Source organism: Tistrella mobilis (assembly GCF_039634785.1).
Taxonomy (GTDB): Bacteria; Pseudomonadota; Alphaproteobacteria; order Tistrellales; family Tistrellaceae; genus Tistrella; species Tistrella mobilis.
The window spans coordinates 78,717-99,704 of the sequence record NZ_JBBIAB010000006.1 but is presented as its reverse complement, the minus strand read 5'-3'; the positions used below and the strand labels follow the sequence as shown (position 1 = coordinate 99,704).

13 protein-coding genes are annotated in these 20,988 nt (G+C 66.8%); 10 read left to right on the top strand and 3 right to left on the bottom strand.

Annotated elements, in window-relative coordinates; translation table 11 throughout:
- Nucleotides 1-86: 86 nt before the first annotated feature.
- A complete protein-coding gene (locus tag WI697_RS10315) occupies nt 87-1,334 on the top strand; it encodes an exonuclease SbcCD subunit D (protein WP_345958382.1) in 1,248 nt (415 codons plus the stop codon).
- Nucleotides 1,334-5,119, top strand: a complete 3,786-nt coding sequence (locus WI697_RS10310) for an AAA family ATPase (protein WP_345958381.1) — start codon at nt 1,334-1,336, stop codon at nt 5,117-5,119. Before WI697_RS10315 ends, WI697_RS10310 begins: the two co-directional genes overlap by 1 nt.
- Before the next feature lie 74 nt (nt 5,120-5,193).
- Here WI697_RS10310 and WI697_RS10305 read toward each other — a convergent pair whose 3' ends face one another.
- On the bottom strand, nt 5,194-6,564 hold the full coding sequence (locus tag WI697_RS10305; protein WP_062761645.1) for an aminotransferase family protein: 1,371 nt from the start codon (nt 6,562-6,564) through the stop codon (nt 5,194-5,196).
- A gap of 221 nt (nt 6,565-6,785) precedes the next feature.
- Between WI697_RS10305 and WI697_RS10300 the strand changes: the two genes are divergently transcribed.
- Nucleotides 6,786-8,249: an aminotransferase-like domain-containing protein gene (locus WI697_RS10300; protein ID WP_345958380.1), complete on the top strand. Its 1,464-nt coding sequence runs from the start codon at nt 6,786-6,788 to the stop codon at nt 8,247-8,249.
- 41 nt (nt 8,250-8,290) lie between these two features.
- Here WI697_RS10300 and WI697_RS10295 read toward each other — a convergent pair whose 3' ends face one another.
- Together WI697_RS10295 and WI697_RS10290 are read right to left on the bottom strand one after the other, a co-directional pair.
- Nucleotides 8,291-9,775, bottom strand: coding sequence for an aminotransferase-like domain-containing protein (locus WI697_RS10295; protein ID WP_345958379.1), 1,485 nt, complete (start codon nt 9,773-9,775; stop codon nt 8,291-8,293).
- 126 nt (nt 9,776-9,901) lie between these two features.
- Nucleotides 9,902-11,281, bottom strand: a complete 1,380-nt coding sequence (locus tag WI697_RS10290) for an aminotransferase family protein (RefSeq protein ID WP_345958378.1) — start codon at nt 11,279-11,281, stop codon at nt 9,902-9,904.
- Between the two features lie 254 nt (nt 11,282-11,535).
- On the opposite strand from WI697_RS10290, the gene WI697_RS10285 reads away from it, so the two are divergent.
- The 7 genes from WI697_RS10285 to WI697_RS10255 all read left to right on the top strand — a co-directional run bounded on the left by WI697_RS10285 (nt 11,536) and on the right by WI697_RS10255 (nt 20,965).
- Entirely contained in the window at nt 11,536-13,161 is a 1,626-nt protein-coding gene (locus WI697_RS10285) for an ABC transporter substrate-binding protein (protein WP_345958377.1), read from the top strand.
- 61 nt (nt 13,162-13,222) lie between these two features.
- Entirely contained in the window at nt 13,223-14,164 is a 942-nt protein-coding gene (locus WI697_RS10280; protein WP_345958376.1) for an ABC transporter permease, read from the top strand.
- Entirely contained in the window at nt 14,164-15,048 is an 885-nt protein-coding gene (locus WI697_RS10275) for an ABC transporter permease (protein WP_345958375.1), read from the top strand. The genes WI697_RS10280 and WI697_RS10275 overlap by 1 nt, the downstream gene beginning before the upstream one ends.
- Before the next feature lies 1 nt (nt 15,049).
- The gene (locus WI697_RS10270) at nt 15,050-16,738 is read left to right on the top strand and encodes an ABC transporter ATP-binding protein (protein WP_345958374.1); all 1,689 of its coding nucleotides are present in this window, start codon (nt 15,050-15,052) and stop codon (nt 16,736-16,738) included.
- A 36-nt stretch (nt 16,739-16,774) separates the two neighbouring features.
- Nucleotides 16,775-18,175 carry an amidase family protein gene (locus tag WI697_RS10265; RefSeq protein WP_345958373.1) on the top strand — a complete coding sequence of 467 codons (1,401 nt, stop codon included), beginning with the start codon at nt 16,775-16,777 and terminating at the stop codon, nt 18,173-18,175.
- A gap of 229 nt (nt 18,176-18,404) precedes the next feature.
- The gene (locus tag WI697_RS10260; RefSeq protein ID WP_345958372.1) at nt 18,405-20,051 is read left to right on the top strand and encodes an amidohydrolase; all 1,647 of its coding nucleotides are present in this window, start codon (nt 18,405-18,407) and stop codon (nt 20,049-20,051) included.
- Entirely contained in the window at nt 20,051-20,965 is a 915-nt protein-coding gene (locus tag WI697_RS10255) for a CobW family GTP-binding protein (RefSeq protein WP_345958371.1), read from the top strand. Before WI697_RS10260 ends, WI697_RS10255 begins: the two co-directional genes overlap by 1 nt.
- The last annotated feature ends 23 nt before the right edge of the window (nt 20,966-20,988 follow it).

The window sequence follows — 20,988 nt, the reverse complement described above, 5'->3', positions numbered from 1 at the left end:
TTCCGCTTCCCCGTCCGCCGCGTGTATCGTCCGCTCTTCCACTTCCCGCCGCGGGCGAAACCGCCCCGGCGCAGACCGGAACGGACATGCGCATCCTTCACACCGCCGACTGGCATCTGGGCCAGGAGCTGCACGGTTTCGACCGCGGCGCCGAGCACGACCGCTTTCTCGCCTGGCTGCTCGACACGCTGGATGACGAGGCGGTCGATGCGCTGGTCGTGGCGGGGGATGTCTACGACACGGTCAACCCGCCTGTCGCCGCCCAGCAGCGGCTCTACCGCTTCCTGAACACGGCGCTGGCCCGCCGGCCCGGGCTCGACATCGTGATCGTCGGCGGCAATCACGACGGGCCCAGCCGGCTGGAGCTGCCGGCCCCGCTGCTCGACCGGTCGCGGATCTCGATCTTCGGCGCCCTGCCCCGCAGCGACGGCCGGCCCGATCCCGCCCGCACGCTGGTGCCGCTTACCGATGACGCCGGCCGCACCGCCGCGGTGGTCGCCGCCATCGCCTATCCCCGCCCGGGGGATCTGCCGGTCGATGGCGGCGGTGCCGCGGCGCTTGCCGACATCTACGCCCAGGCCCTCGCCGCCGCCCGCGACCGCTTCCCCGGTCTGCCGGTGATCGCGACCGGCCATCTCCACGTCACCGGCGGCGACGTCTCGGCCGACAGCGAGCGCCCGGTGATGATCGGCGGCGAGGAGGCGCTGTCGCCCGGCATCTTCCCCGAGGGCTATGCCTATGTCGCCCTCGGCCATCTGCACCGCGCCCAGGGGTTGAAGTCCGCCATGCCGCTGCGCTATGCCGGCGCGCCCTTTCCGATGTCGATGGCGGAGCGCAGCTATCGCCATTCGGTGGTGCTGGTCGAGACCGACGGCCAGGGTCCCGCAGCCCATCGCTTGATCCCGGTGCCGCGCCCGGTCGCCTTCCTGCGCGTGCCCGAAACCGGTGCGCTCGACCCCGAGGCCGCCCTGGCCGCGGTCGCCGGCCTTGAGGTCGCCCCGCCCGAGAGCCCCGATCTCCGCCCCTATCTGGAGGTCGTGGTCGCGATCGACGCCCCCGTTCCAGATCTCCGCCGCCGGGTGGCCGAGGCGCTGGGCGATGCGCCGCTGCGCCTTGCCCGGGTGCGGGCGCTCAGCCGCGGCAGCGGCGGCAGCCTCGCCGACGGCGCCAGCCTGCCGCCCGCCCTGGACGAGATCGGCCCGGCCGACGTCTTCGCCCGGCTGCACCGCCAGCGTTTCGATACCGACCCGCCCGATGCGCTGGCCCGCGCCTTCGCCGAACTCCTGGCCGACGCCCATGCCGGCCCCGACACCGATGCGGAGGAGACCGCCTGATGCGCCTGCTCCGGATCCGCGGCCGCAACCTCGCCAGCCTTCAGGACGATTTCACCATCGATTTCGAGGCCCCGCCGCTCGCCCATGCCGGCATCCTCGCGATCACCGGCCCGACCGGGGCCGGCAAGTCCACCCTGCTCGATGCCGTCTGTCTGGCGCTCTACGATGCCCTGCCGAGGAGCCCTGCCGCGAGCAAGGATCAACCGATGGAAGTGGGCCTCCATGACGGCCGGCGAGTGTTGAGCCACGGCGCTGGCGAGGCCGAGGCCGAGATTGACTTCATCGGCCGCGACGGTCGTCGCTACCGGGCCAACTGGAGCGTGCGCCGCGCCCGGGGCAAGGCCACCGGCACGCTGCAGGCGGCAAAGCGGGTGCTGATCGATCTGGATGCAGATCAGATCGTGGCGAATAGCAAGCGCGAGGTCGGCATCGAGATCGCAGCCCGGATCGGGCTCGACTTCGACCAGTTTCGCCGGTCCGTACTGCTCGCCCAGGGTGACTTCGATGCCTTCCTGCGCGCCACGGGGAAAGAGCGCGCGGACGTTCTGGAAAAGATAACCGGCACAAATATTTACAGCCGCATCTCCATCGCCGCCTTCGAGCGCAACAAAGCCGCCCAGGCCGAGATCGACCGCATCCGCCTTCAGCTGGGCGAGCATCAGCCGCTCGACGAGACCGCCCGGGCCGAGGCCGAGGCCACCGCAGAGGCGGCGCGCCGGGCCCTCGCCACCGCCCGCGCGCGGCAGGAGGTCGCCGCCGAGACCCTGCGTCGGGTCGATCGCCGCCTGGCGCTGGAGGCCGCCCGGACCGCCGCGGCCGAGGCGCTTAAGGCCGCCTGCCTTGCCAATGACGCGGCATCCCCCGACCGCGACCGGCTGGCCCGCAACCGGGCCGCCCTGGCCGCCCGCGCCGAACTGGCGGCGGCGGATGCCGCCACCCTGGGCCTGGCCCGGGCCCGCGAGCGGCTTGGCGCGGCCACCGCCGCCCTCGCCCGGGCCGTGGCCGATCACGAAACCGCCCGCACCGCCCGGACCGGGGCCGAGGCGGCCGTCGGCCGCTGCCGGGACGCAGACGCCGCCCGCGCCCCGCATCTGGCCGAGGCACGGCGGCTGGACGAGCAGCTCGGCGCCGCCGCCGAGGCCCTCGCCCGGGCCCGGCGCGACGCCGAAGCCGCAGCCGAGACCGCCGCCGGCCATCAGTCGGCTTCCGACCGGTTGGCCGCCGCCATCGCCGAGGCCCAGGCCCGCGAAACCGCAGCCCGCACCCGGCTGGCCGCGCTGGAGGCCACAGCCCCACCGGTCTCCGATCCCGAAGCCGCGGCCGAAACCCTCCTGGAGCGTGCGCCCCTCGATGACGAGCTGCGCCGGCTGACCGCCGGCCTCGACGATCTTCAGGCCCGCGACCACGCCGATGCCGCAGAGACCGGCCGCCTCGCCGCCCTCCGCGACGCCGCCGCCGCCCGCATGGCCGAACTCACCCGCGCGATCACCGCCGCCGAGGCCGAGGCCGACCAGGCCGCGGCACGGGCGCTGCGCCGCCGCCGCGACCGGCTGGTTCAGATCGATCATGACCTCGACGACCTCTCCGAGGTGATGGTCGCGGCGTCCGAGGCCGCCCGCGCCCGCGACGCCCATGCCGCCACGGCCGAAGACGCAACCCAGGCCGCCGCGGCCGCAACCGCCGATGCCAGCCGCCACCGCACCGCCCTGCCTGTGGTCGAAGCCCGGCTCGACGAGGCCGGCCGGGCCGCCGATCTGTCGGCAGCGGCGGCGGAAGAACATGCCGGCCGGCTGCGCGCCCTGCTGATCCCGGGCGCGCCCTGCCCGGTCTGCGGGTCGACCGATCATCCGACCCGGGCGGTCGACGATCTGCTCGCCCGAAGGCTTGAGGCCGACCGCACCCGGCTGGCCGATCTCAAGGCCGGGCTTGGCGCCCTCACCACCGCCCTCGCCCGGGCGGAAGAGCGTGCGCGCGCCGAAACCCGCCGCGCCGCCGATGCCGCCACCGCCCGGGACAGCTCGGCGGAAACCCTCGCCGCCGCGACCGCCGACCACGAGGCCCTGCTCACCCGGCTGGCCGATGCGGCGGCCGAGGCCGGGCTCGACGCCGTGCCGCCCCTGCCCGCCGCCGAAACCGGCCATGAAACCACCGACCATCGGCCGCCGGCCGCCCGTCTCGCCGGCTGGCGCGAGGCGGTCGTCGACGCGATCGAGGCGGCAGAGGCCCGGATCGCCGCGATCGACGCCGCCGCCACCCGGGCGGCCAGCCTCCGCCGCGACCACGGCGGCGCCACCCGCGATCGCGATGCGGCCGCCGAAACGCTTGCCGATCTGGCCGCGCGCCGGGCCGAAACCGGGGCTGCGATCGCCCGCGGCGAGCAGCGCCGCACCGATCTGGAGGCCCGCATTGCCCGGCTGGACGAACGGCTGGCCGCGCTGCTCGATGCCGCCTGTCCCGACTGGCGGGACAGCCTCGCCGCCGATGCCGCGGGCTTCGCCGCCCTGATCCGCCGCCGCGCCGCCGAGCTGGCCGAGGCCCGCAGCACCGCCGAGGCCGCCCGGGCCGAGCACACCCGCCTTGCCCCCGACCATGCCGCGGCCCGGGTCCGCGCCGAAACCGCCGCCGAAGCCGCCGGCCGCGCCGCGACACATGCCGAAGACTGCGCCCGCAGCCACGCCGCCCTGCGCGACAGCCGCGCCGCCCTGCTCGACGGCCGGTCGGTCGCGGCGGTCGAGGCCGAGGCCGAGGCCGCCCGCAACGCCGCACGTCTGGCCCTCGATGCCGCCCTCGCCCGCCTCACCGAGGCCGCTACCGCCCATGCCCGGGCGATGGAAGCCCGCGCCCAGGCAGAGGCGGCGGTAACCGCCGCGGCAGAGACATCCGCCGCGGCCGATGCCGCGCTCGAGGCCGCCCGTGCGGCGCTCGACATGGATGCGGACAGCCTGCGCGCGGTGATCGCGGCCGGCGCCCCGGCGCTCGATGCCGAGGCCCGGCGGCTCGACGCGCTCGCCCGCAGCCTGGCCGAGGCCGAGGCCACGCTCCGTGCCCGGCAGGAGGATCTGGACCGCCATCTCGCCGATCCCGACACCATCGCCTCGGGGGCCGACACCGCCCTGCGCGCGGTGGCCGAGGCCGCACATGTCGAGGCGGCGGAGGCCTGCGCCGCGGCCGAGACGGGCTGCCGCCAGGCCGAACAGCGCCTCGCCGAAGATGACAGCCGCCGCGTGGCGGCAGGCCGGCTTGCCGCGGCGCTCGCCGACGCCCGGGCCGCGGCGGACGTCTGGGCGCAGCTGAACGAGCTGATCGGCGCCGCCGACGGCACGAAATTCCGCCGCTTCGCCCAGTCGCTCACCCTCGACCGGCTGGTCGCCGGTGCCAACCGCCATCTGGGCGAGTTGCACCCGCGCTATGCGCTGCGCCGCATGGAGGGCGCCGAGATGGCGCTGGAGGTGGTCGACCACGACATGGCCGACGAGGCGCGCGCGGTGCACAACCTCTCGGGCGGCGAACGCTTCCTGGTCAGCCTGGCGCTGGCCCTGGGCCTCGCCGACATTTCCGCCGGCCGCGGGCTCGCCATCGAAAGCCTGTTCATCGACGAAGGCTTCGGCGCGCTCGACCCCGATGCCCTGGCCATGGCGATCTCGATGCTCGAACGCCTGCAGGCCACCGGCCGTCGGGTCGCGGTGATCAGCCATGTGGAGGCATTGAAGGACCGCATCCCGGTCCAGATCCGCGTCACCCCCCGGGGCGCCGGGCGCTCGGGGGTAGAGGTGGTCGCGGGGTAGGTAACGCCTTCTCGACGCATGAAAAAGGGGCCGCCCGCAGGCGACCCCTCATCAGTCTGCGGACCAGCCGCCGATCAGGCGGCCGCAACCTTGGTCAGCGCACCGTCGACCGTCGCCAGGATATGGTCGATATCGTCGGCGGTCGCGATCAGCGCCGGGCTGAAGCACAGGGTGTTGTTGAAGCCCGGCAGCGAACGGTTGGTCATGCCGACCAGCACGCCTTCGGCATCGCAGGCCGCAATCACCGCCTGGACGCGGGCTTCCGCCAGCGGCTCGCGGGTTTCGCGATCGGCGACCAGCTCGGCACCGGCGAACAGGCCGGCACCGCGGACATCGCCCACCATGGCGTGCTTGTCCTTCAGCGCCTGCAAGCCCTCCATCAGCCGCGCGCCCATGACCCGGGTGTTCTCCAGCAGGCCCTCGTCCTCGATGATCCGCATGTTCTCCAGCGCCGCCGCGGGGCCCGCGGTGCAGCCGCCGAAGGTGGAGATGTCGCGGAAATAGGACAGCGGATCGGCGGCATCCTCGCGGAACATGTCGAACACCGCCTCGGTGGTCACCAGGCAGGCGATCGCGGCATAGCCCGAAGCCACGCCCTTGGCCATGGTCACCATGTCGGGCTCGATGCCGTAATTCTGATAGCCGAACCACTTGCCGGTCCGGCCGACGCCGCAGACCACCTCGTCGATATGCAGCAGCACGTCGTATTTCCGGCAGATCTCCTGCACCCGCTGCCAATAGCCCTCGGGCGGGGTGATCACGCCGCCGCCGGCGGTGATCGGCTCCAGGCAGATGGCGCCGACGGTGTCGGGGCCCTCGCGCAGGATCACCTCTTCGATCGCATCGGCGGCGCGCTCGCCGTAATTCTCCACATCCCACTGCTTGCGATATTCCAGGCAGTGCGGCACCTCGACGAAGCCGGGGGTGAACGGCCCGTACTGCTCGGCGCGCTGGGGCTGGCCGCAGGCGGACAGCGCCGTGATGGTGGTGCCGTGATAGTCGCGCTCGCGGAACAGGATCTTGTGCTTCTTGCCGCCATAGCGCCGGGCCGCGATCTGGCGGACCATCTTGAACGCCTTCTCGTTCGCCTCGCTGCCCGAATTGCAGTAATAGACCCGGCTCATGCCCGGCATCTTGGAAATCAGCCGTTCGGCGAAGCGCGCGCCGGGGATGGAGCCCGCGGAGCCGGCGAAATAGTTGATCTTCATCAGCTGGTCGCGCACCGCATTGGCGATGCTCTCGCGGCCATAGCCGACATTCACCGTCCACACGCCGCCCGACAGCGCATCCAGGAACTGGCGGCCGTTCTGGTCCCAGACCGACATGCCCTTGCCCTCGACGATGATCCGCGGGTCGCGGGCATCGAAGACCCGATGTTGCACAAGATGGTGCCAGACATGGGCGCGGTCGGCTTCGACGATATGGGACAGGTCGTTTTCAGACATCGTGACGGCTCCGGTTCGGTCGGGCCTGTGGCAACAGGTCCGTGATCATCCATCGAGCTACGCCGTTTCGCGCGGCCGCGACAGGTCCACGGCCCGTCATTCTATGGAACCACGATCACCATCCTCTGCCGCTCCCGCCGGCACGGTGTCCGGACTGCTGGCTTTCCTGCCCGGCTTTCGTGCAATACTGGCCGGGTACGACCTCCCAGGAAGGCCCCCGCATGTCGATATCCGTCCTCGAACGGCAGAGCGACGAATCGATCCAGTCGCAGTTGCGCCGCTCGATCATCGCGGCCATTCACGCCGGGCAGATGACCCCGGGGCAGAAGCTGCTGCCCTCGCGCCGGCTGGCCGAACAGCTCGGCATCGCCCGCAATACGGTCACCGCCGTCTACGAGGAACTGGTCGCCCGCGGCTATCTCGATGCCCTGCCCCGCCAGGGCTATTTCGTCGGCCGCGGCCTGCCGGCGGATGCCGGCCAGATCCGGAAAGAGGCGCAGGCGCCGCTGCGCGGCGGGGCGATCAATTGGCAGGGCCGGCTGAAACAGGCCCCGTCGACGCTCCGCCACATCGTCAAGCCGTCGAACTGGCAGGATTTCGACTATCCCTTCATCTACGGCCAGGTCGACCCCAACCTCTTCCCGATCAACACCTGGCGCACCTGTTCCCGCGATGCGCTGGGCCGGGCCGCCATCGACTGGTGGACCGCCGATCGCGCGGTCGAAGACGACCCGCTGCTGATCGAGCAGATCCGCACCCAGATCCTGCCCCAGCGCGGCATCTTCGTGCGCGAAGACCAGATCCTGGTGACGCTGGGCACCCAGCAGGGCATCTATCTGCTCGCCCGCCTGCTGGCCCGCCATGGCACCCGGGTGGGCATAGAGGTGCCGGGCTATCCCGACGGCCGCAACATCTTCGCGGCCGAACAGGCCGAGATCGTCGACCTGCCGGTCGATGCCGAAGGCGCCGATCTCTCAGGCGCCGGCCCGCTCGACCTCGCCGTGCTTACCCCCGCCCATCAATGCCCGACGATGGTTTCGATGAGCGAGCGCCGCCGCGACCGGGTCTACGCCACCGCCCGCGCCCATGGCACGATCCTGATCGAGGATGATTTCGAAGGCGAACTCTCAGGATCGGGAGAGGCGGGCACGCTCAAATCCCGCGACACCGACGGCCGGGTGGTCTATCTGGGCACCATGTCCAAGGTGCTGGCGCCGGGGGTGCGGATCGGCTTCATGGTCGCCGATGCCGCCCTGATCCGCGAGGCGCTGTGGCTGCGCCGGCTGATGCACCGCTCCACGCCGCTCAACAACCAGCGCACCGCCGGCATCTTCCTGGCGGAGGGCCATTACACCGCCCTGCTCCGCTCGCTGCGCACCGCCCATGAACTCCGCTGGCGCCGGATGGCCGACGGCTGCGACCGACACCTCCCCGGCTTCCGCCGATCCCCCGCCACCGGCGGCTCATGCCTCTGGCTCGAATGCCCGCCCGAAATCGACGGCCGCGCCCTCGCCGAGCGCGCCGCCGGCCTCGGCGTGCTGATCGAATCCGGCGACCCCTTCATGCCCGAAGCCCAGGCCGGCCGCTTCATCCGCCTCGGCATCTCCTACATCTCGGAACGCCGCATCGATCCGGGGCTGGAAAGGCTGGGGCGGGCGGCGCGGGAGGTCGGGCACATGACCTGACGTGATGCCACGGCCGCCCGCGACCGGCAAAAGGCCTCAGATCACCTTTGCAGGCCGCGCAGTTCGGCAACCGCTTCCGACAGGCGTTGGATGCCTTCAGGGATCAGCGCCTTGTCGATGCAGGAATACCCGATGCGCATCCACGAGCGACCGTCTTCGGGGTTTTCAAAATTCTTGCTCAATTCTTCAAAATACACGGATCGGCGCGCCGCCGCTTCCTGCAAGGCCAGCGTGTCCAGCATGTCGGCAAAACTGAGAGAGCAACTGCTCCCGCCAAAGCGCACGCGATCGTCCAGTTCCGGCAGATAGGTGTGCAGCGCCTTGCGCATAATGTCCGAGCGGGCAATGTATTCCTGTCGCAGCCGTGCGATGAACCTGTCGAAATGCCCGCGCTCCAGAAAAAGCCCCACGGAATTCTGGTTGTTGATCGGCGGATGCCGCAGAATATGGTGACGGAAAGAGCGCGCCTCGGTCACGAAATCGCGGTCGGCGACCAGGAACCCGATCCGCAGGCCCGGCATCAAAGACTTTGTCAGACTGCCGACATAGATGACGTTGCCATAGCGATCGAGCGCCTTCAGCGCCGGCACGGCTTTCTCGTCGAAGGTCGTCTCTGCCTCATAATCATCTTCAATGATGAAGATGCCCTTCTCGCGCGTTTTTTCCAGAAACGCATGGCGGCGCGGTTCCGACATGGTGATCGTCGTCGGATGCTGATGGGTGGTCGTCACGTAAAGACAGCCACACTCCAATGCTTCGGGCGAGAGTATCAGGCCCTCGTCATCCATGGGAAGGTGGCGTACCCGATGCCCGTCCATCCGGGCAATATTCGCGGCCTCGGGATAACCGGGGTTTTCCACCCCCAGAACGCCGCGTCTGCTCAGCAAAAGCTTCAGGGCGATGTAAAGCGCGTTCTGGCCGCCCACGGTGATCAGAACCTCATCCGGATTGGCATAAATCCCGCGCGGCTGAAGAACCCGCAAGATCAGCTGCTGAACCAGAAGCGGGTCGTCCACGGTGGAAAAATCCATCGCCCAGTTGCGGATCTGGAGGGAGTTCACCGAATCGCGCACGCATTCCCGCCAGGCACCGACGGGGAATATGTTCGGATCCACATGCCCGCAAATGAAAGGGAAACGGAAACGGACAAGCGCATCATGCGGCTTGGTCGTGCGCGGCTGGTCATAGGTCGCGCCACGAAAATGCGCCTTGAAATCAAAGCGATCGGCATCTTCGCGGGCGGCATCCCGCATAACCGAGGCGTCGCGGATCGCGTGGGCATCCGGTGAAATGTAATAGCCGGACCGGCTCTTGCTGGCGATGAACCCATCCTGCCGCAGCGCATCATAGGCCAGAGAGACCGTGTTGTTGCTCACATTGAGCCGCTGCGCAAACCCTCTGACCGACGGCAATGCATAATTCGGCGGAAATCGGCCGGAAACCACGGCGATGGCGATCTGGCGGCGAATCTGCATCTGCAGACTCTCCGCCGAATGACGGTCGAGCCGGATGAAGTTTTCGATCATTTGGCTCATCCCAGACTTCCACAGCTCTGCCTGCAGGGGAGCAGCCGAAAAGAAGGAATGAGTTTAACGTCGACCCGCGTGGATCACCAGTGTTTTGGGCCCACGCGGGTGTGTCAGAAGCGGGTGTCAGCCGGGAAAGACACGCGAAAGGGCGGTGTCGATTGCCGCAAGGATCCTGTCGATATGAGCTTCGGTTGCAATCAACGCCGGCGCAAGGCAGATGGTCGTGTTCATGCCCTTCATGGACCGGTTCATTGCACCGATGATGACCCCTTGAGCCTTTGCCTCGGCAAGTACGCGGGCCATCTCAGCTTCGCTGATCGGTTCCTTCGTCTGGCGGTCGCGAACCAGTTCGGCCCCCTGGAGGAGGCCGATACCGCGCACGTCTCCGATCACGACATGCCGGTCCATAAGCGCCAGCAAACCGTCATGCAGACGCAATCCCATGCGGCGCGAATTCTCCAGCAGGCCTTCGCGCTCGATGATGTCGATGGTTTCGAGCGCTGCGGCGGGGCCGACCGTGCACCCTCCGAAGGTCGAGATGTCGCGGAAATGAGCCATCGGATCCGCATCGTTCTTGAACAGGTCGAAAACGGCATTGGTCGTCGCCACGGCGGAGATTGCTGCATAACCCGAGGCCAGTCCCTTGGCCATGGTCACGAAATCCGGTTTGATCCCGTAATTCTGATATCCAAACCACGTGCCCGTGCGTCCCAGGCCGCAGACCACCTCGTCAATGTGGAGAAGAATGCCGTACTTGCGACAGATTTCCTGCACGCGAGTCCAGTATCCCTCGGGCGGCGTTATAATACCGCCACCGGCAGTGATCGGCTCAAGGCAAAGGAGTCCGATCGTATCTGGCCCTTCACGTAGGATGACCTCCTCGATTGCGTCAGCAGCACGGACACCATAATCCTCGCCATCCCACTGTTTCCGGTATTCAAGGCAGTGTGGCACTTTCACGAAACCATCCGGCAGGGGGCCGTATTCCTCTGCCCGCTCCGGCTGACCGGCGGCGGCAAGAGTGGCAATGCTTGAGCCGTGATAATCCCGATCACGAAAGAGAATTTTCGACTTCTGACCGCCGTGATGACGGGCCGATATCTGCCGGACCATCTTGAAGACCTTTTCATTGGCCTCCGAGCCGGAATTGGCCAGATAGATCCTGTCGAGGCCAGGCATCAGACCAAGGAGCCGCCGGGCAAGATACGATCCGGGAATCGTACCGGCGCTTCCCGCAAAATAATTCAGCCGCACGGCCTGTTCGCGCATCGCATCGGCGATGCTCTCGCGGCCATAGCCGACATTGACCGTCCAGACCCCGCCTGACACCGCGTCGAGATATTCCCGGCCTCCGGCATCCCAGACATTCATGCCCCGGCCTTCAACGACGATGAACGGGTCTGCCGTCTCCAGCGGCTTGTGCTGCAGCATGTGGTGCCAGACATGCGCCCTGTCGAACTCAACCACCTCGGACATGCCATTGGCTTTGTATCCAGCGTCCATCTTCTGAAGCCCTCCGTGTTTCAAGGCGCGCTGTCGCGACCTCTGATTTCCTGGGCCATAGGCCAGACGAGAGGGGGAGCGGTAGGTACAGTTGGCGACGGATTATGGGTGCAATTTCGGAAATGAGCCGCAGCCGGCACCTGTCGGGCCGACTGTAGCTATGGATAGATGCCATCTGCACCTATGCAAGCGTTTCCCACTCCAGTAGCGATTCATATGACGCCTTCCACAAGTTTCTGGGATCCCGTTTTCCAATGATGAAAACGGATCTGAACCGGCCATCCAATGATGGGGGAGACAGCATCAAGATGTTTCGACTCAAAGGTCTAATTCTATCATTGGTCATGGCATCCGCCACGGCGACGCCGCTCTGCGCAGAAACCTTGCGGGCCGTGATGCATTCCGATCTGCGGCTCACCGACCCGGTCATGGCCAGTGCCTACATTACGCGTGACCATGGCTACATGATCTACGACACGCTTGTCGCCATGGACGAGCATTCCGTCATCAGGCCACAGATGGCGAGCTGGACCGTCTCAGAAGACGGCCTGGTTTACACTTTTACCCTGCGTGACGGGCTGAAATGGCACGACGGCAAGCCGGTGCGGCCTGAAGACTGCATCGCATCGCTCAAGCGCTGGGGCAGCCGTGACACCATGGGCCGGCAGATGATGCAGGCTGTCGCCTCGATGGAGCCGGTGGACGACAAGAGTTTCAGGATCACCCTGTCGACCTCTTTCGGGCCGCTGCTCGACACCATCGGCAAGCCATCCTCTCTCGTCCCGTTCATGATGCCGGAACGTGTCGCATCCACGCCGGCAACCGAATCGATCACGGACTTCACCGGTTCCGGCCCGTTCAAATTCGTCACGGACGAGTTTCAGCCCGGTGTCCGTGCCGTCTACGTCAAAAATGACGAATACGTCCCTCGCGACGAACCCGCCAGCTGGGCGGCCGGCGGCAAGGTGGTGAATTTCGACCGGGTCGAGTGGATCAACATGCCCGACAGCCAGACGGCGATCAATGCGCTGTCATCTGGGGAAGTCGACTTCCTTGAAGCGCCGATGATGGACCTTCTGCCGGTCCTCGAAAGCGACCCGAACATCACCATCAGGAAACTGAACCCGCTTGGGGGCCAGGCCTTGGCGCGGATGAATTTTCTTCAGCCGCCCTTCAACGACCCCAGGCTGCGTCGCGCCGCCGCCCTGTCCTTCAAACAGAACGACTTCATGATGGCCCTGGTCGGCAATCCCGACCTGTTCCAGACCTGTGCCGCCATGATGGGATGCGGCACCAGGATGGCGTTCTCTATCGGCGGGGAGAAGATTGCCGCCGGAACGGGGCAGGATGAGGCGCGCGCATTGCTCAAGGAGGCCGGCTATGACGGTACTCCGGTGGTTATCCTGCAAACAACCGACGTGCCTGTTCTCAAGACACAGCCGGTCGTTGCTGCCGATGCATTGCGTGCCGTCGGCTTCAAGGTCGTTTCATTGCCAATGGACTGGCAGTCCGTCGCGACCCGCGCGCGCAACAAGGGCCCGGCCAGCGAAGGCGGATGGAACATCATGTTCTCCTATCTGGGCGTTGCCGATGTGATGAATCCGCTTGGTCACATTTTTCTGGACGGCAATGGCGAGCAGGGTACCTTCGGCTGGGCCGATCTGCCGCACATGAATGATCTGCGGGACAAGTTCGCCTCGGCAACGACGGAAGAAGATCGCCTGGCGCTTGCCAAAGAAATACAGGCCTATGCCTACGAACAGACCACTTATGTTCCCCTGGGTCAGTTCACCTCACCGAGCGCCTTCCGGTCGGATCTCGACGGCTTTGTTTCCGGCCCTGCAGTTCCCTATTTCTGGAACGTCAAGCGGGTCAGGTAACGCAGCCGAAACACACGGGCGGCGCGTCTGACGGGCCGCCCTTCCGGCCGAGGGAGCGCCCATGTTTTTCTACAGTCTCAAGCGGGTGCTGGCGACAGTGCCGGTGATGGCCTTCGTCGCGATCTTTGTGTTCCTGCTCCTGCGGCTGACGCCCGGAGATCCGGCCGTGGCTCTCGCCGGAGATCAGGCGACAGAGGAGCAGTTGCAGCAGATTCGCAAGGCTCTGTCGCTCGACCAGCCGCTCCTTGTCCAGTTCTGGACATGGATCGGGCAGATCGCCCACTTCGATTTCGGTAAATCGCTGATATCCGGCCTGCCTGTGTCCGAACTCATTGCGCAGAGGCTCGAACCGACACTCTCCATCGCACTTTTCACGATCACCATGTCGGTCATCGTGGCCGTGCCGTTGGGTGTGCTGACGGCCTGGAAACACGGCAGCTGGATCGACCGCGGCATGGTCGCCTTTTCCGTGTTGGGGTTTTCGGTGCCGGTCTTCGTCATCGCCTATATGCTTATCCGGCTGTTTGCCATCGACCTTCGCTGGCTGCCGGTTCAGGGGTTCGCCTCGCTGTCGAGCGGGCCGGGCCCTTTTCTGTCGCACGCCATCCTGCCAGGCGTCGCGCTGTCGATCGTTTATGTCGCGTTGATTGCCCGGATGACGCGTGCGGCCATGCTCGACGTCATCCACGAGGATTTCGTGCGCACGGCCCGTGCCAAAGGCTGCTCCGAGCCTCGGGTTCTGTTTCGTCATGCACTGCGCAATGCCGCCATTCCGATCCTGACCATCATCGGTACCGGCCTTGCGCTTTTGATATCAGGCGTGGTCGTGACTGAAAGCGTGTTCAATCTGCCTGGCCTCGGCCGGCTGACGATTGATGCCGTGCTGGCCCGTGACTACCCGGTTATCCAGGCGATGATCCTCCTGACAAGCGCGGTCTATGTGCTCATCAACCTGCTGATCGACGTGGCCTACAGCCTTTTCGACCCAAGGATAAAGTATTGATGCCGGATCTCATCCGACCCGCGTTGTCGCGCCCGGCGCTGTTCAGCGTTCTGTCTCGCCTCACGAGTGGTCTCAATGGGCTGGTGACTGCGTTCAGCGTCACAGTTCTCTGCATCATTGTCGTTATCTCGATCCTCGCGCCGGTACTGGCCACCCATGATCCGCTGGCGCTCGACATGGCATCAAGGCTTAAGCCTGCATCTGTAGACCATCTGATGGGAACCGATGCTTATGGCCGCGACATCTTCTCCCGCGTGATATTCGGCGGACGCATCTCGCTGGTCATCGGCGTGGGCGCCACGCTGCTGGCAGTCGGGTCCGGCCTTGTCATCGGGCTTGTTTCAGGGCTATTCCGCTTGGCGGATGCCGTGATCATGCGCGCCATGGACGGGCTGATGGCCATGCCCGCCGTGCTGCTCGCGGTCGCGATCGTTGCCCTGGCAGGCGCTTCCGTGGGCACAGTTCTCATAGCGATCACGATCCCCGAAATACCACGTGTTGCCCGGATCGTGCGCGCCGTCATCCTGTCGACCCGTTCCGCTCCCTTCGTAGAGGCGGCCCGGATATCGGGCACCCGGACCGGCAAGCTCATGTGGCGGCATCTGATTCCCTCGACCGTCGCACCGCTCCTGGTACAGGGCAGCTATGTTTTTGCGTCCGCCATTCTGACGGAGGCCGTGCTGTCCTTCCTCGGCGTCGGTATCAGCCCCGATATCCCCTCATGGGGCAATATCATGTCCGAAGGGCGGATGTTCTTCTCGCTACGGCCGGGCATGATCTTCTGGCCAGCTCTTGTCCTGTCTCTGGTCATCCTTGCCGCCAACATGCTGGGTGACGTGCTGCGGGACCATTTCGACCCACGCAGCAGGAAGGGAAGGGCGTGAGATGACCGGAACATCCTCCGATACGCCCGTTCTGGATATCAGCGATCTGACGATCCGTATCCGGGGGGGCACCGGCGTCCCCCTCCTTCAGAACATAAACCTGTCGCTCAGGGCGGGGGAAACACTCTGCCTTGTGGGGGAAAGCGGTTCCGGAAAATCGCTGACCTCTCTGGCGACGATGGGTCTCCTGCCGGAAGCCGAACTTGAAGTCAGTGGTGGCAGCATCCGTCTTTGCGGAGAAGAACTGATCGGCGCGCCGCGCAAGCGCTTGCAGGCCTTGCGGACAACACGCATGTCGATGATCTTCCAGGAACCGATGACCGCGCTCAATCCGGTCATGCGGATCGGCGCTCAGATCGATGAAGTCCTGCGCATCCACACTCAGTTCAGCGCAGCGGACAGACGCGCCAGGATTCTTCAAGTCCTGGAAAGCGTCAATCTGCCGGATCCACCGACGATCATGCGCGCCTATCCGGGTGAATTGTCGGGCGGCCAGCGCCAGCGCGTCATGATCGCCATGGCGCTGGTACTTGAGCCGGCCTTGCTGATTGCCGACGAGCCGACGACCGCACTCGATGTGACGACGCAAAAGCAGGTCCTGCATCTGCTCCGGACACTGCAGCGCGATCACGGGACGGCAATTCTCTTCATCACCCACGATATGGGCGTGGTGGCGGAAATAGCCGATCGCGTGGCAGTGGTGAATGCCGGCCTTTTGGTCGAAGCCGGTCCCTTGCGCGACATATTGAGCAACCCGTCGCAAAGCTACACGCGAGGGCTTTTGCAGGCGGTGCCGGGGCTTGAGCCTCGGCCGGCACGGCCGGATACCGGCAACGGTGCTGCGCTCGAACTGGAGACGGTTGAGAAGACCTTTGGCCGCAGAGGTTTGCTTAGCCGTGGTCGCAAGGTGCAGGCGCTCGACGACATTTCACTCCGTCTCAAGCCGGGCCGGACCCTGGGGATCGTCGGAGAAAGCGGATCGGGGAAATCCACGCTTGCACGTTGCGTGATGCGGCTTGAAACACCGGATAAAGGTGCGATCCGGATTTGCGGTCATCACATGGACAGCCTGCAAGGGATGTCGTTGCGCGCCATGCGGCGGCGTATCCAGATGGTGTTTCAGGACCCGTACCAATCGCTCAATCCCCGTGTCAGAATTGGCGAAACCATCGCCGAAGCGCCGATCAACTACGGCATGCCCCATGCCGAGGCGCTGGCGCTTGCCCGTGAGCTTCTGGTCAAAGTCGGCCTGCCCGAAGATGCGGCAGACCGTTTGCCTCACCAGTTCTCAGGCGGCCAGCGCCAGCGTATCGCCATCGCACGAGCCATTGCGGTCAAACCCGACGTGCTCGTCGCAGATGAAGCCGTCTCGGCCCTGGACGTATCGGTTCAGGCGCAGGTTCTTGATCTTTTGGAACAGATACAGGCCGAGATGGGCGTCGCCATTCTCTTCATCACGCACGATCTGCGGGTCGCGGCCAGGATCTGCGACGAGATTGCCGTGATGCAGCGCGGACACCTCGTGGAATGGGGGCCGTCGGCAGCCGTACTGACCGCGCCGCAACATGACTACACCAGAAACCTGCTGGCCGCTGCCCCCGGCCGGGACTGGGATTTCGCCCGTTTCCGTCCTGTTGCCGCAGGAGGAACAAATCCGGGGGGTGGCAGCGCACCCGCTTCGCTTCGTTGAAACAAAGAAACCTTGAATAACAGAGGAACAGGAAGCATGACGTCGGACATCTGGAAACTTTCCGCGGTCGACATCGCCGCCGGCGTCCGCGCCGGGACCTTCACGGCGGTCGAGGCGACGCAATCGGCACTTCAGCGGCTGGAAGCGGTCAACCCGCTGATCAATGCCATCGTCGACTACAACCCCGAGCGATCGCTGGCACGCGCCGCCGAGGTCGACGCCATGATCCTGGCGGGCCGCGATCCCGGACCGCTGGCAGGCGTGCCGGTGACGATCAAAGTCACCAATGACGAGGCCGGCTTTGCCACGACCTTTGGCGTGGTCGCCTACAAAAACAACATCGCGGCCGAAAACGGCCCGGTTGTCGACAATCTCGAACGCGCCGGCGCGGTGTCGATCGGACGCTCGAACATGCCCTCCTTCGGGGTCCGATGGTTCACCACCTCCCGGCTTTATCCCGACAATTACAACCCGTTCGACAAGGGCATCACCCCCGGCGGTTCCTCCGGCGGAGCGGCATCGGCCGTGGCGAGTGGCATCGGCGCCATCGCGCATGGGACGGATATCGGCGGATCGGTGCGCTACCCGGCCTATGCCTGCGGGGTGCATGGGCTGCGGCCGACGCTGGGCAGGGTGCCGAACTATAATCCCAGCCTTCCCGAACGCGGGATTTCGGGCCAGCTCATGTCGGTGTCCGGCCCGCTGGCGCGCACCATCGACGACCTGCGCCTGGCTTTCGAGGCGATGGCGCAGCCCGACCCGCGCGACCCCTGGTATGCGCCCGTCCCGCTGAAAGGGCCGGATGTCCCCCGCCGGGTGGCTCTGTCGCTGCGGCCGGACGGGCTGGATACGCAGGATGCCATCGTCGAAGCCCTGCTTGACGCGGCGGAACGGCTGCGCGACGCAGGCTGGCAGGTCGACGAGATCGACACCATCCCGCCCCTGAAAGAGGCCGGCGAGGCCCAGGTCAAACTCTGGCTCTCCGAGGATTTCGACGGCACGCTCGCCGCGGCCGAGGCCGATGGCGATCCGGGCGTGATCGCCATGCTGCGCGGTCAGGAGAAACTGGCCCGCTCCATAGGCTTGCCCGAACTCCACGGCCTGCTGAAAACCCGCGCCACGCTTGCGCGCAAATGGCAGATGTTCTTCCAGGATTATCCGATCCTGCTGATGCCGAATTCGGCCGAATTGCCCTTCCCCTTCAATGAAGACCTGAAGGACGCAGAGGCCTATCTTCGCGTCTGGGATGCCCAGCTTCCCCAGCTCGGCATTCCCTTCCTGGCTCTGCCGGGCCTTTCGGTGGCAACCGGCATGAAAGGCCGGTCGCCGGTCGGCGTCCAGCTCATCGCCGCCCGCTTCCGCGAGGATCTGCTTCTGGATGCCGGAGCCGACATCGCCGCGCGCGGCGGCCCTGCGGTTCCGGTTGATCCGCGTTGACGGATCCGTCGCCTGAAACACCGGTCTGACGGCAGCAGCCACACCAGCTCCCGCGAGGCGCTGGTGTGGCCATGCCACCTGTACCAGGGGCTGACCGGCATCCTTCGACGCCCGGGCCAGGACATACCAGCCGGACGATCCTGGCCCATCCCAACCTCCCCCCCTGGCCCTGTCCCCCTTTGCCCCACCCTCATAGCGTCGTGAAGACCGCTGCTGATGAGGGAACCCGATGTCCGAACCGATCAAGGTCTTCCGCGCCCGGAAAATCCTGACCATGGCGCGCAACCGCCCCGTCGCCACCCATGTGGCGCTGCGCGAGGGGCGGATCCTGGCGGTCGGGGATGCCGAGGATGCGGCCGGCTGGGGGGCCCCGATCGATGATCGTTTTGCCGATAAGGTGCTGATGCCCGGCCTGATCGAGGCGCATTGCCATGCGATGGAAGGCGCCGTCTGGGCCGATACCTTCCTCGGCTTCTTCCCGCGCCATTCCCCCGAAGGCAGCCTGGAAGGCGGGATCAGATCCATCGAAGACGCGGTCCAGCGCCTGCAGCGGGCGGAAGCGGCCCTCACCGATCCCGATCAGCCGCTGCTCGCCTGGGGCTTCGATCCGATCTATTACGGCGGCGCGCGGATGACCCGCCATGATCTGGACCGGGTGTCGACCACCCGGCCGGTGCTGGTCATGCATGCCAGCTTCCACATCATGAACGTCAACACCGTGGTGCTGGACCGGGGCGGCCTCTTCCAGGTGACCGGCGTCGAGGGCATCCTGCGCGACGGCCAGGGCGACATCACCGGCGAGTTGCAGGAAATGGCGGCGATGCAGTATGCCCGCCAGGCCGTGGGCGCGAAATTCGCCCTCACCGAAACCAGCATCGCCTCGCTCCGCCGTTTCGGCCGCTCCGCCACCAATGCCGGGGTCACCACCTGCACCGATCTTTATGCGCCGCTCGACGATGCCGCGCTCGATGCCTATGTCGCCGCCACCACGGCCGAGGATTTCCCGGTGCGCATCGCCCCGGCCATGGCCGCCGCCGCCTGGGCGCCCGAGGCCGGCATCGCCCGCATGGCGGTTCTGAAAGAGCGCGCCAACGACAAATTCCACCCGGGCCTCGTCAAGGTGATGACCGACGGCTCCATCCAGGGCTTCACCGCCCGGCTGAAATGGCCCGGCTATCACAACGGCGCCCCCAACGGCATCTGGAACCAGCCGCCGGCCGTGCTGAAGGCGCAGATGAAGGCCTATAACGCCGCCGGCATCCAGATGCACATCCATGTCAATGGCGACCAGGCCTCGGAATTCGCCATCGACTGCCTGGCCGAAGCCCTGGCGGAGGCCCCCTTCCCCGATCATCGCCATGTGCTTCAGCACTGCCAGATGGCCGATGCCGCGCAGTTCCGGCGCATGGCGGCGCTCGGCATCGCCGCCAATCTGTTCGCCAACCACATCTATTACTGGGGCGATCAGCACGCCGCCCTGACCATGGGCCCCGATCGCGCCCGGCGCATGGATGCCTGCGGCACGGCCATGGCCGAAGGGGTGCGCTTCGCCATGCATTCCGATGCGCCGATCACCCCGCTCGCCCCCCTCTTCACCGCCTGGTGTGCGGTCAACCGGCAGACGGCCACCGGTCGCGAGCTTGGCCCGGAAGAGAAGATCAGCGTCGCCGACGCGCTCCACGCCATCACGCTGGGCGCCGCCTGGCAGCTGCGTCTCGACCATGTGGTCGGCTCGATCGAGGTCGGGAAATATGCCGATTTCGCGGTGCTGGAGGACGATCCCACCGGGATCGCGCCCCAGGCGCTGAAGGATGTCCGGATCTGGGGCACCATCCTGGGCGGCACGCCGCACCAGAGCGCGATCGGAGCCGCGTGATGTCGCCCCCGCCTGCGACCATACCGGTCTCGGTGATCGGCGGCTTTCTCGGCAGCGGCAAGACCACGCTGATGAACCGGCTGCTGGCCGAAAGCCCGGCCCGCACTGCGGTTCTGGTCAATGATTTCGGCGAAATCAACGTCGATGCCGCCGTCCTCAACTCCGGCGACGGCCTCACCTTCGAACTCGCCAATGGCTGCATCTGCTGTTCCATGGCCGACGGGCTGGCTTCGGCCATCGCACGGGCGGTCGCGGCAGGCCCGGCGCGGATCCTGATCGAGACCAGCGGTGTGGGAGAGCCGCGGCGGGTGGCCGAATACGCCCTGCTCGACCCGGCCCTGCATCTGGATCTGGTGGTGACGCTCGCCGATGCCGCCAACCTGCCCGACCAGCTGGAAGATCCGCTGGTCGGCGACACCGTCGCCCGCCAGTTCGACGGCGCCGATCTGATCCTGCTCAACCGCGTCGACATGGCCGGCCCGCAGGCGCGCGATGCCGCGCGGGCGGCGCTGCGCCGCCTGGCCCCCGGCCGGCCGGTGATCGAAACCGTGCGGGCCGAAATCCCGGCCGCGCTGCTGATGCGCGACGAGGTCACCATCTTCGCGGCCGCCCCGCACGGCCATCACCACGCCGGCCACGACCGCATCTTCCATCCGCTGACGCTGACCGACCCGCAGCCCTTCGACCGTGCCGCCCTGAACCGGGCGCTCGGCCGCCTGCCGCGCAGCCTGCTGCGCCTGAAGGGCTGGGTGCAGTTCACCGATGCCCCCCACCCCCAGCTGCTGCAATGGGTGCAGGGTCAGTGGGAGTTCGGCGCCGAGGCCCCGGATCAGGCGTCCGCCACCCGGCTGATGGCCATCGCCAGCACCCCCGGCCTCGACCTCGCCGCCCTGCTGCGCGGCGACGCAGACTGATGGCCGCCCCTCTCATCTTCCTC